Origin of the sequence: Caulobacter sp. DWR1-3-2b1, assembly GCF_049895765.1 — a bacterium.
Classification (GTDB): Bacteria; Pseudomonadota; Alphaproteobacteria; order Caulobacterales; family Caulobacteraceae; genus Caulobacter.
Window position 1 is genome coordinate 15231 of record NZ_JAFCSZ010000035.1, and the last position, 12572, is coordinate 27802.

General features: G+C 66.6%; 10 protein-coding genes. 9 read left to right on the forward strand and 1 reads right to left on the reverse strand.

The features are described 5' to 3' along the window. Positions 1-152 precede the first annotated feature (152 nt). From ACP69S_RS19830 to ACP69S_RS19865, 8 genes are read left to right on the forward strand one after another with little or no spacing between them, the layout of a single operon-like run. Complete coding sequence (locus ACP69S_RS19830; protein ID WP_426000189.1) at positions 153-1787, forward strand: TldD/PmbA family protein; 1635 nt, start codon at positions 153-155, stop codon at positions 1785-1787. A 22-nt stretch (positions 1788-1809) separates the two neighbouring features. Further along, a complete protein-coding gene (locus ACP69S_RS19835) occupies positions 1810-3141 on the forward strand; it encodes a TldD/PmbA family protein (RefSeq protein WP_426000191.1) in 1332 nt (443 codons plus the stop codon). 11 nt (positions 3142-3152) lie between these two features. Next, positions 3153-3872 carry a DUF4159 domain-containing protein gene (locus ACP69S_RS19840; RefSeq protein WP_426000193.1) on the forward strand — a complete coding sequence of 240 codons (720 nt, stop codon included), beginning with the start codon at positions 3153-3155 and terminating at the stop codon, positions 3870-3872. Between the two features lie 26 nt (positions 3873-3898). Then, the gene (locus ACP69S_RS19845; protein ID WP_426000195.1) at positions 3899-4900 is read left to right on the forward strand and encodes an AAA family ATPase; all 1002 of its coding nucleotides are present in this window, start codon (positions 3899-3901) and stop codon (positions 4898-4900) included. A gap of 9 nt (positions 4901-4909) precedes the next feature. Next, positions 4910-5797: a DUF58 domain-containing protein gene (locus ACP69S_RS19850; protein WP_426000197.1), complete on the forward strand. Its 888-nt coding sequence runs from the start codon at positions 4910-4912 to the stop codon at positions 5795-5797. Next, complete coding sequence (locus ACP69S_RS19855; RefSeq protein WP_426000199.1) at positions 5794-6939, forward strand: BatA domain-containing protein; 1146 nt, start codon at positions 5794-5796, stop codon at positions 6937-6939. The genes ACP69S_RS19850 and ACP69S_RS19855 overlap by 4 nt, the downstream gene beginning before the upstream one ends. Next, positions 6939-9086, forward strand: a complete 2148-nt coding sequence (locus ACP69S_RS19860) for a DUF4175 family protein (RefSeq protein WP_426000201.1) — start codon at positions 6939-6941, stop codon at positions 9084-9086. Before ACP69S_RS19855 ends, ACP69S_RS19860 begins: the two co-directional genes overlap by 1 nt. After that, entirely contained in the window at positions 9083-10837 is a 1755-nt protein-coding gene (locus ACP69S_RS19865) for a hypothetical protein (protein WP_426000203.1), read from the forward strand. The genes ACP69S_RS19860 and ACP69S_RS19865 overlap by 4 nt, the downstream gene beginning before the upstream one ends. Here ACP69S_RS19865 and ACP69S_RS19870 read toward each other — a convergent pair. Next, positions 10832-12268, reverse strand: coding sequence for a helix-turn-helix domain-containing protein (locus ACP69S_RS19870; RefSeq protein WP_426000205.1), 1437 nt, complete (start codon positions 12266-12268; stop codon positions 10832-10834). The genes ACP69S_RS19865 and ACP69S_RS19870 overlap by 6 nt on opposite strands. Before the next feature lie 170 nt (positions 12269-12438). On the opposite strand from ACP69S_RS19870, the gene ACP69S_RS19875 reads away from it, so the two are divergent. Beyond that, the coding region (locus ACP69S_RS19875) for a hypothetical protein (RefSeq protein WP_426000207.1) at positions 12439-12572 on the forward strand (134 nt) is incomplete at its 3' end.

Genomic DNA, 12572 nt, shown 5'->3' on the forward strand with positions numbered 1-12572 from the left:
TCGCAAGTGCACATTCTCAATGCGACGCTTCCCAATCGGGAAAGATTTGACCTGCGACGGCCTGTGTCACAGAAATGTTTGTGCAACAGAACCCGTTCACGAACGGCCGGTACGCACGCGCGCCAGATCGTGGGCCACTGGGGAGAAGCAACTTGGATAGACGTCAATTCCTCGCCGCCTGCGGAATCGGCGCCGGAGGCGTACTGCTGCCCGGCTTCGCCGGCCGCGCCATCGCCGCCGAGCAACTGGTCGAAAGGCTGGATCTCGAGATCAAGAAGCGCCTGGCCGATGCGGCCCTGAGCGCTGCCAAGGCCAGCGGCGCCAGCTATTGCGACGTTCGCGTGGGTCATTATCTGCGCCAGTTCATCATCACGCGCGAAGCCAACGTCCAGAACGTGACCAACACCGAATCGAGCGGCGTCGGCGTTCGCGTCATCGCCGACGGCGCCTGGGGCTTCGCAGCCACCAACCAGATGTCGGCGCAAGCCGTGGCGGACGCCGCGCGTCTGGCCATCGCCATCGCCAAGGCCAACGCCAAGAACCAGACCGCCCCGGTGCGGCTGGCGCCGACCAAGGGCGTCGGCGAAGTGCAATGGCGCACGCCGATCCGCCGCAACGGCATGGAGGTTTCCCTCCAAGAGAAGGTCGACCTGCTGCTGGGCGTCAACGCCGCAGCGCTGGGGGCCGGCGCCAGCTTCGTCAATTCCAGCCTGTTCCTGGTCAACGAGCAGAAGTATTTCGCCAGCACCGACGGCTCCTATATCGACCAGGACGTCCACCGGATCTGGTCGCCCTTCACCGTCACCGCGATCGACAAGGCGACCGGCAAGTTCCGCTCGCGCGAGGGTCTGTCGTCGCCGATGGGTCTGGGCTTCGAATATCTGGAGCCGCAGAAGGCCGATCAGACGACCTCGCCCAACGGCATTATCAGCTACGGCAAGTCCTATGACATGGTCGAGGACGCCAAGGCCGCGGCTGTGCAAGCGCGCGAGAAGCTGACCGCCAAGTCGGTCAAGCCAGGCCAATATGATCTGGTGCTAGACCCCAACCACCTGGGCCTGACCATCCACGAGTCCATCGGGCATCCGCTCGAACTCGACCGCGTGCTGGGCTACGAGGCCAACTATGCCGGCACAAGCTTCGCCACGCTCGACAAGCGCGAGGCCCGCTTCAAGTACGGCAGCGACATCGTCAACATCATGGCCGACAAGCTGCAACCCGGAAGCCTGGGCGCGGTCGGATATGATGACGAGGGCGTCCAGACCAAGCAATGGCCGCTGATCCAGGACGGCAAGTTGATCGACTATCAGGCTACGCGCGATCAGGCCCATATCCTGGGCAAGACCGAGTCCGACGGCTGCTCCTACGCCGACTCCTGGTCGACCGTGCAGTTCCAGCGGATGCCGAACGTCTCGCTCCGGCCGGGCAAGGCCAAGCTGAGCCTGAACGACATGATCGCCAACGTCGAGAACGGCATCTACATCCTGGGTCGCGGATCGTTCTCGATCGACCAGCAGCGCTACAACGCGCAGTTCGGCGGCACGCTGTTCTACGAAATCAAGGACGGCAAGATCACCCAGCCGCTGGAAGACGTCGCCTACCAGATGCGCACGCCGGAGTTCTGGAACGCCTGCACCGCGATCTGCGACGAAAGCGACTACCGGCTGTTTGGATCCTTCTTCGACGGCAAGGGCCAGCCCAGCCAAGTTTCGGCTGTGAGCCACGGCTCGTCGACGACCAGGTTCGACGACATCAACGTTATCAATACCGCGCGCTCGCTCGGTTGATCGGATCGAGGGAGACAGTCCAATGAGCATCATGACAGAAGCCGAAGCCAAGACGATCCTCGACAAGGTCATCAAGCTATCGAAGGCCGACGAGTGCACCGTGCAACTGGTCGGATCGGTCGAAGGCAATATCCGCTTCGCGCTGAATAACGTCTCGACCAGCGGCGTCGTCAGCGACACCGAACTGTCGGTTCAGGTCGCCTTCGGGCGGCGCACGGGAACCGCGACCATCAACGAGTTCTCCGACGCCGCCCTGGCGCGGGTAGTCAAGCGCGCCGAGGACCTGGCCAAGCTCGCGCCGGAAAGCCCTGAGTTCGTTCCCGCCGTCGAACCCCAGACCTATCGCCCAAGCTCGACCTTCAGCGCGGCGACGGCGGCAATGACGCCGGAGCAACGCGCCGAGATCGCTCGCGCCTCGATCGCCCCCTGCCGCGCCCAGAAGCTGATCGCCGCCGGCTATCTGAGCGACGAGCATAGCTTTGTCGCCTTCGCCAACAGCAAGGGCGCAGCGGGTTATCAGCGCGCCACCGAGATGGACTACACCTGCACGGTGCGCACCGAAGACGGTCGCGGGTCTGGCTGGGTCAGCCGCAACCTGCAGGATTCCAGCGGCTTCAACGCCTCCAGCGACATCCAGATCGCGATGCGCAAGGCCAGCGCCTCGGCCGAGGCCCAGGCCCTGGAGCCCGGCAAATATACGGTGATCCTGGAACCGGCCGCCGCCGCGGGCCTGATCTCGTTCATGTTCAACTACTTCGACGCCCGTCAGGCCGATGAAGGCCGCAGCTTCCTTTCCAAGAAGGGCGGCGGCAACAAGGTCGGCGAGCAGATCTTTGACCCGCGCGTCACCTTCATGGCCGACCCGTGGGACGCTGAGCTGCCGGTGCTCCCATGGGACGCCCAGGGCCAGGCGCGCGAGCGCATGCCGCTGGTCGAGAACGGCCGGGTGACCAACCTGCTCTATTCCCGCTACTGGGCGCAGAAGCAGGGCAAGAAGGCTGTCGGGCGCCCTGGCAACATCATCATGTCGGGCGGTACGAAATCGACCGCCGACCTGGTGCGCGAGACCGAGCGCGGCATCCTGGTGACCCGCACCTGGTACATCCGCATGGTCGATCCCCAGACGGTGCTGCTGACCGGCCTGACCCGCGACGGCACCTTCTACATCGAGAACGGTCAGCTCAAGTACCCGCTGAAGAACTTCCGCTTCAACGAGTCGCCGGTGATCATGCTCAACAACATCGACGACCTGGGCCGACCGGTTCGCGTCAGCGAAGGCGGTCAGATGAAGCTGATGATCCCGGCGATGAAACTGCGCGACTTCACCTTCACCTCGCTGTCGGACGCCGTCTGACTGGATCACCCATGACCAGTAACCGCATGACGCGTGCGGAGTGTCTTCGAGTGCTTACCGGCGGCGCAATGGGAGGCTGGCTCGCCAGCCTCCCGCGCGCCGCCACGGCGGCCCCCGTCTATGATTTCTGGTTCACCCGCCTGCGCTACGATTCCGGCGACTGGGACGTGGATCAACGAATGCCGTCCAACATCCTGACCTCGCTGGTCGATTACACCAATCTGAGGGTCGATCCGCAGGAGCGGGTGGTTCGCCTGTCGGATCCGGCAATGCTGACCGCGCCCTTCTGCTATCTGGCGGGGCACAAGCTGGTCGAGTTCAACACCGCCGAGGCGGCCAATTTCGAGCGCTATGTCCGCAACGGCGGCTTTGTTCTGGTCGATGACTGCAACCACGACATCGACGGCCTGTTCGCCAAGTCGTTCGAGCGCCAGATGCGCAAGATCTTTGGCGATGACGCCCTGCGCAAGCTGCCGAACAACCACGCGATCTATCGGAACTTCTTCAAGTTCGACGGGCCGCCCGCGACCAGTTTCGAGCTCAATGGCTGGGGCGACGACCTCGTCCACGACTATCTGAAGGGCATCGAGATCGCCGGGCGCCTTGGCCTGCTCTACAGCAACAAGGATTACGGCTGCGAGTGGGATTACGACTGGCGCAACAAGCGCTTTCTGGCCGAAGACAACACCAAGTTCGCGGTCAACATCATCCTCTACGCCCTGACCGCCTGACCTCTTCGCCTGTCCTGGAATTCTCGATGACCGACACTCCCACCGAAGCCGAAATCGCGCTCAAGCTCGTGCGGCTGGGCGAACTGCGCGCGGCGATCGGCCAGACGATCGTGGGTCAGGACGAGGTCGTCGAGCAACTGCTGATCGGCCTGCTCGCGCGCGGTCACTGCCTGATCGAGGGCGTTCCCGGGCTGGGCAAGACGCTGCTGGTGCGCACACTTGGACAGGCTCTGGCGCTCGACTTCCATCGCGTCCAGTTCACCCCCGACCTGATGCCCAGCGATATACTTGGCACCGAGGTGCTGGAGGAGGATCACGGTACGGGCCATCGCCATTTCCGGTTCCAACCCGGACCGGTGTTCACCAACCTGCTGCTCGCCGACGAACTGAACCGCACGCCGCCCAAAACCCAGGCCGCCCTGCTGGAAGCGATGCAGGAACACACGGTCAGCTATGCGGGCGTCACCCACAAGCTGGCCGAGCCCTTCTTCGTCTTGGCGACGCAGAACCCGCTCGAACAAGCCGGCACCTATCCCCTGCCCGAGGCGCAGCTGGACCGTTTCCTGCTCAATATCCGGGTGGGCTATCCGACCGCCGAGGAAGAGCGGGCGATTCTTGTGCGCACCACCGGCGGCGAGATCGCCGCGCCGACCCAGGTGATGAACGGCGAGGACATCGTCGCGCTCCAGAAATGGGTACGCGAGGTTCATGTCAGCGACGGACTGCTGACTTGGATCACCTCGCTCGTCCGCGCGACCCGCCCTGGCCCGGATGCGCCCCAGGCAGTGCGCGACTATGTTCGATGGGGCGCAGGACCCCGCGCCGGTCAGGCCCTTGTCCTAGCCTCCAAGGCCCGCGCCCTGCTGGCCGGAAGGCTGGCGGCGACCCGGGCAGATGTGATGGCCCTGGCCGCTCCGGTGATGCGCCACCGTATCCTGCTGTCGTTCGCCGCCGAGGCCGAGCGCAAGACGACCGACGACGTCATCGCCGCCCTGCTGACCGCCCTCCCCGCCCCCGCTCGGGACTGATGGCAGAGCATGTCCCCACTCGACCTGCCCCCGGACCTGCGTAGCCGCCTGCGACGCCTGTCGTTGGCGCCGCGCCGCGCCGCGACCTTGGTCGACGGCGGCATGCACGCCAGCCGAAACCGGGGCGGGTCGATGGAGTTCGCTCAATATCGCGCCTATGAACGCGGCGACGATCTGCGCAAGATCGACTGGAAACTCTATGCGCGTTCGGATCGCTTCTTCGTCACCGACGCCGAACGCGAGAGCCCGGTCGCGATCTGGATTGTGATCGACACCAGCGCCTCCATGGCCCAGGCCGATCTGGCCACGCCCGACTGGTCGCGTTTCGACGCCGCCAAGCGCCTCGCCGTCAGCCTGATCGAGGTCGCGCTCAATCAAGGCGACCGGTTCGGCATGATCGTGGCGTCCGAAGGCGGACCGCTCGTTCTGACGCCGGGGTCCGACCGACGGGATCGGGACCGGGCCATGCTGACTCTTGCGCCGCTGCGTGCGACCGGGGTCGTCCAGTGGGAGCGAGACCTCGCAGTCTTCGGCGGCCGGATCGCCGCTGGCGACCTGGTAGTAATGCTTTCCGACGGCTTCGACGAAGGCTGCATCGCCGCCGCCGAGCGGCTGGCCGCCTCCGGTCGCGACGTTTCCCTGATTCAGATCCTGACCGCCGACGAGCGTGATTTTCCTTTCGACCGGGGCTTTCGGTTTCAGGATCCTGAAAGCGGAATCGAGGTCGTTGGCGACGGACGGTCCCTACGCGACGACTTCCTGTCGCGGTTCACCAAGGCCCGCGCCGCCCTGGCCGCCCGACTGACCAGCAAGGGCGTGCGCCGCGTTGAATATTTCGTCGACGAAGGCGCGGATCTGCCAATCCAGAAGCTGTCCCGAGCGGCCGCGCCGCGATGAGCCCGGCCCTGCTCTTGCCCATGGCGCTCGGCGCTCTGGCCGCCGCGCTGCTCCCGCTAGCGATCCATATCGCGCGCAGCACTGAGACGCACACCATCGACTTCGCCGCCCTACGCTGGCTGGATCCGAGCCCCAAGCCTGTCCGTCGCCTGCGGCTCGACGAGCGGTTGCTGCTAGCGGCGCGGATCCTTCTCGTCGTCGCTGTGGCGCTCTTTCTTGCCCGGCCTGTGGTGTGGAACCTCTCCGAGCGCCAGCCGATCATCGCTGTCTCGCCCGATGTCGACGCCCGGACCATCGACAATGAGAAGGGCCGAAGAGTCTGGCTCGCACCCGGCTTCCCCGGGATCGATCAGGCCGCGCCGTCAGCGCCCGGCGCCACCGCCAGCCTCATTCGCCAGCTCGACGCCGAAACACCGGCCTCCACCTCCATCACATTCGTGGTCCCCGCTCTGCTCTCGGGCGTCGATGCCGAACGACCCCGGCTGTCGCGGCGGGTCGAATGGCGGGTCGCGCCTTTCCCGCCAAGCTCCAAGCCTGTTCAACGCCGCGAGCCGCCAGCGCTTACGGTGCGCTATTCCGCAGACGCAGAAGAGGGCGCGCACTATTTCCGGGCCGCGGCGATCGCGTGGGCCACGCCTGGCCAAACGTCCGAACTCGATGCCACACCGGCCGACAGGCCACTTCCGAAAGACGCGCGTTACCTGGTCTGGCTCTCGCCCGCGCCGATGCCGGCGGTCGTTCTGGACTGGATCGCGGACGGCGGCGTGGCGCTGCTCTCCTACGACACTCCTTCTCCGGTCGACGGCGCGAAACGCGTGACGTGGCGCGATGACATCGGCGAGCCGCTGGCCACCGCCGGCCGGTTCGGCGACGGACGCGTCCTGCAACTAACCCGCCCGCTCACGCCAGCGGCGATGCCGCAACTGGTCGAGGCCGATTTCCCCGACACCCTTTGGCGGTTGCTCGTCCCCCCGCCCCCTCCAACCGTGGTCGCGGCCGTGGATCACGCGCCAACACTCGGGGCGAGCGCCTATCAACGACCACCCGTGGATCTGCGACCGTGGCTGGCGATGATGATCGCCCTGGTGTTCGCGGCGGAACGCTGGCTCGCCACGCGGGGACTGCGGGCGGTAGCGCCATGATGAGCGCGACGAACCTTGCCCGCTATCAGGACATGGCTCGGCGACGCGTCATGCTCGACACGGCCGGGGTCGGCCTGCCGATCATCATGGCCTTGGCGACGCTGGCTTGGCGACTTTCCGGCGTCTGGGCGCTAATGATCACCAGTCTGGCGGCGCTGGTCCTGTTGGCCCTGGTCGCGATGAAACGCGCACACGCCTTCGACCAAGCTTGGCTGACCGCCGCGCTCGACGCCAAGGTTCCCGCCTTGGAGGACAGCAGCGCTCTTCTGTTCACCGAGCCAGAAGCCCTGGGTGGTCTGGTGGCGCTTCAGCGAAACCGGCTGCAGGCACGCATCGCCGAGGTCGACGCCCTGGATCTGCGTCCCGCCTGGTCTCGTCGCGCTATCGCCTGGACGGCCGGCATCGGGTCCGCAGCGATCCTCGCCACAGTCTTGTGGCCGTCGATCGCGCGTCACGGATCTTCTTCCCAGGAGCTCAAGGGGCCTCTATCCCGCCTCGCCGCCCCAAGGGTCCAGAGCGTGCGACTGAGGATCACGCCCCCTGCCTACACCGGCCTGCCGGCCTCCGAGCAGACCTCTCTCGACGCCCGGATCCCGGAAGGATCGCATCTCGGGTGGGTCATAGCCATTACTGGCCGGCCATCCTCCACCTCTCTGGATTTCCCCGGTGAGCCTCGACTTCCTCTACACCTCGCAGGCGGAAGATGGGCCGGCGAGCGAGCCTTCACGCGATCAGCGCTCTATCGCATCGACGCTACCGGCCTGCCGCGACAACGACTCCATCGGCTCGAAGTGATGGCCGACGCCGCGCCGATCGTGCGCGTCGTAGCGCCTGACAGCCAACTTGCCATGGTCAGGCCCGGTCAGGCCCGATGGACACCCATGTTCGAGGCCAGCGACGACTACGGCGTAGAGGCGTCGGCCACGCTTCGCGTGATCGTCACCAAGGGCGAGGGCGAGAACGTCACGACCACCGAGCGCTCCATGTCCCTGCGCGGCCAAGGCGACGCCCGGCGCAAGCGATATTCCACGACCCTCGACCTCGCCCGGGAAGGCATGGCCCCCGGCAGCGACCTGATCGTCCAACTGGTCGTCAGCGACAATCGCGCGCCGGGTCGGCACAAGGTCGAGGGCCCCAGCGTCATTCTTCGCTGGCCCGCAGACCTGGCCTTGGCTGATGGGCTGGACGGCATGATGCGGCAGGTCATGCCGGCCTATTTCCGCAGCCAGCGTCAGATCATCATCGACGCCGAGGCGCTGATCGCCCAACGCTCGCGCATCGCGTCCGACCGGTTCGTCGATCGGTCCAACGCGCTCGGCGGCGACCAGGCCCAGCTGCGCCTCCGCTATGGCCAGTTCATGGGCGAAGAAGACAAGGGCGGCGGCGGACTTTCCCTGCCGACCAACGACGCGCCCGGCGCTCTGGACCTGCCAACCAATGATGCACCTTCTCCTGCCGCCAAGCCGGCGGAGCAGGACGACCATGGACACGATGACCATGCCGACACGGCGGCCCCGTCGACCTTCGGCCAGATGAGCGATGTGGTCGCGCAGTACGGCCACGCTCACGACAGCGGCGACGCCGCCACGCTGTTCGACCCGGGCACGCGCTCTACGCTCGCCCAGGCTCTCGACGCCATGTGGAGCTCCGAACGTGCTCTGCGCCAGGGCAAGCCACAGGAGGCCCTGCCCCACGCCCATCGCGCGCTTGATCTGCTGAAGACCGCGCAACAGGCCACGCGGATCTTCCTGGCCAGGACCTCGCCGAAGCTTCCGCCTATCGACCTGTCGCGTCGCCTGACCGGCAAACGCGAGGGCATCGCCGCCGGCGCCCTGACGCCGATCGCACGGACGCCGGCCGACGTTCCCGCTGCCGAGGCCTGGCGCGCGTTGGCGGAGACGCCTGCCGCCGCGCCGGTGCGTCTGGACGCTCTCGAGCGGTGGGTGGGCGCCAACCGCGCTCGTTTGACTGATCCGCTGGCCTTGTCGGCCGCGATAGACACTGTTCGCAACGAGCCCGCCTGCCTCGACTGCCGCCGCAGGCTACGCGCCCTTCTGTGGGGCGCGCTCGACCGGCCGACCGGCGGCGTCCAGCGACGTGAACCGCCAAGCGCACGCGGGCGCCGTTATCTGGACGCGTTGCGATGATCGCCGAAGGGCTCAATCCCGAGTTTTGGACGACGGCGCTGATCGTCTTGGCCGTCGCGGGCGGGACCCTCCGGCTGGTGCTGTGGCGACGGTCCGTCCCCGTCGCGGCCCGAGGGCCGGTCTGGCGCTTTGCGGCGCTGATCGCGCTGCAAGGGCTGGCGGGTGTGTTGCTGCATCTGATGCTTTTCCCACCCAAGGTCGCGACGCCGCCCGGCCGCCTGGTCGTCGCGACACGCGGCGCCAAGCTCGCGACCGCGCGCGAACCGAGCGACATCCTGATCGCCCTGCCCGAAGCCGGGCCGATCGCTGGCGCGATCAAGACGCCCGACCTCGGCGTCGCCCTGCGTCGCTATCCCGAAGCCGGGAAGGTCCGCATCGAAGGCGAAGGCCTGATTCCGCGTGACCAGATTCCACTCGACAGGATCGCTGAGTTTGTCCCCGGACCGCCTCCCCAAGGGCTGGCAAGCCTGACACTGCCGCGCCAGGTCGCGCCCGGCGCAAGGTTCTCGGTCGGCGGCCAGGTTGGAACCCTCAGTTCAGGTGTCGTCGAATTGCTCGACCCCGCCACCGCCGTCGTTGATCGCGCGGCCGTCACGGCCAACGGTCGTTTCCAACTCTCGGCCAGCGCCCGGGCGCCCGGGCCGGCGCTGTTTGCGCTTCGCTTGCGAGACTCCGCTGGTCGGGTCGTCGAGCAGGTCGGGGTCCCCGTCGACACACGGGCGCAGCGACAGCCCCGCGTCCTCGTCCTGGCCGGCGCGCCCAGCCCGGAGACCAAGTATCTGAAGCGATGGGCCCAGGACGCCGGCATCGATCTGCGAGTTCAGATCGAGGTCGGAGACGGCGTGCAATTCGGCGATCCTCCCGTGCCATTGACCCGCGCCACCCTGGCCGACATCGACCTTGTGGTGATCGACGACAGACGGTGGGAGGGCCTCGCACCTGGAACTCATGCCGCGCTCGACGCAGCTACGCGCACCGGACTTGGCGTGCTGTTGCGGCCGACAGGGCCTCTATCGGCCTCGACGCGCCGGGACTGGGCCCGCCTGGGCGTCGCGCTCGGCGACGATGTCCGGTCGCTGCGCGACACAGCGGGAGCGGCCGTGGCGCAGGCCGCTCCGAACACAGTCTCGATGGTGCAAGACGTCGACGGCACTGCGCTCGCCAACTGGAGGTCGCTAGGACGCGGAAGAGTCGGTCTTTGGACGGTCGCTGACAGCTACGTGCTCATGCTCGCGGGTGAAGCGGATCGCTACGACCACCTGTGGAGCCAACTGTTCTCGGTGCTCGCCCGCCCGGGCGATGGAAACGGCTCCCGCATCGAGGGGTTTGCGAGGCGCGGAGCGCGCGTGTCCCTGTGCAACATCGACGGCCCAATCCGCCTTGTCCGGCCCGATGGCGTCGTACGCTCCGCCCATATCGATCCGGCCACGGGCGACAAAGCCTGCGCAGCCTTCTGGCCCGAGCAGGCGGGCTGGCATCTGGCGCGAGGAAGCGATGGCCGGGAGACCGCATTCTATGTCCATCCCGCCGACGCGGCGCCGTCTCTGGCCCAGGCCGCGAACCGGGAAGCGACGATCGCCTTGACCGAAACGGCGCCGGCCAACGCCCTGCGCGCCGGTCGCCGCGCGCCCGGATCGCCCTGGCCCTGGGCTGCGGCCTTGCTGGTCGTGCTGGGGCTTCTGTGGGTTCTGGAGCGTCGGCCTCAATGGAGACTGCCAGGCGTCACACCTCGACCACGACAACCTTCATAGCTTCGACAGCTCGGCGTGGTCCGACCGAAGCGAGAACGGCACGATCCGTCGCTCGTTCTCCAGAACGTCGAATTGGCGGTCAACCGGCGGGAAGGCGCGCTGCGGACAGTCGTTGCGCTCGCAGATCCGGCAGCTGACGCCGATCGGCGTCGGCGGGCCATTGAGGTCCAGACCCTCGGCATAGATGAGGTCGTCGGCATACTGGACCTCGCAGCCCAGCCCCAAGGCGTAGCGCCGATCTGGCTGCAGGTAAGACCCCGAGCGCTTCACCACACCGCTGGCGATGCAGACATAGCGCGCGCCGTCAGGCATCTGCGCCAGTTGCACCAGCAGCTTGTCCGGGCGCGTGAAGGCGTCGTGAACGTTCCATAGCGGGCAGGTCCCGCCAAACCGCGCGAACTGCAGGCGCGTGGCGCTGTGACGCTTGGTGATATTGCCCGCCTGATCGACCCGCACGAAATAGAACGGCACCCCCCGCGCCCCTGGACGCTGCAAGGTGCTGAGACGGTGACACACCTGCTCCAGGCTGGTTTGGAAAGTCAGGCCCAAATGCTCGACGTCGTGTCGCGCCGCGCGCGCCGCCGCGCGGAACCGCTCATAGGGCAGCAGCAGTGCGCCAGCAGCATAGTTAAAGAGCGCGGTGCGACAAACCTTGGCGGCGCTCTCGCTGCGAAAACCCGCCGCCCGAAGCTCGACCTCCACGGTTTCGGACAAGGCTTCGGCGACGATCTGGTAGGCCATCTGAAAGCTGCGCGTCGCTGCGGCGTCCGCCGCGCCCAGCGTCAGGGTTCCACTCGCCTTGTCGAAGCGCCGTAACAGGCCGGATTCCGTCGACCAGGTCACTGTGATCCCAAGACGGTCGCCCAGATAGCGCTCAAGTGCGGTCCCGGCCGAAGCGCCCTGCGCCATGCCAAGGCCCTCCGACAAGGCTTCGGCGGCGACGTCGAGACTGTGGATGTAGTTGTTCTTGTAGTGAAAGAAGTCGCGGACTTCCTCATAGGGCAACAGGGCGCTGGCCGCGACGGTTTCGTCCAGCGACACCGCCTCTTCCGTGGCCTTCAGACGCTCGTCCAAACGGCGATAGGCGTGGTGCAGGGCGAGGTACGATCGGGCAAGGTTGGGCGTGTTGGCGACGGCCTGCTTGAGCTCGCCCAGGCCCGGAGCCTGGCCCTGGTCCAGCTGGTCAGCGATGGCTTCGCGAAGGTCGGCGATCAGGCGCGTGTCGTCGGCCGCGTCAAGCGTCGAGGCGTCGACCTCGAACACGCGCATCATGTCCAGCAGCACCCGCGCTGTCACCGGTCGCTGGTTGGCCTCGATCTGCGACAGGTAGCTGACCGACAGGCCAAGACGCGCCGCGCAAGGCTCCAGCTTCCAACCGCGAGCCAGCCGCAGGCGACGCGCCTTGGGGCCGATGAACAGCTTTTCTCGCATTTTACAAATTCACTTTTTTACAGGTTCATCCCACACAAGACACACGACACGGCTCGATACATCGCCCGGGCGGCTTGCATACCAGCACAGTTTTCCCGTTTTGTGATGATCACAATTCACAACGAACGTTCGGCTGATAGCCCGACCGTCTCGATCTCAGAGAGCTCCCGTTGCAAGCGATACTTGAGGAACTGGATCGTCGTCGCGAACATGCGCGTGCGGGCGGCGGCGAGGCGCGTGTGGCGGCCCAGCACGCCAAGGGCAAGCTGACAGCGCGCGAGCGGATCGACCTTTTGCTGGACGA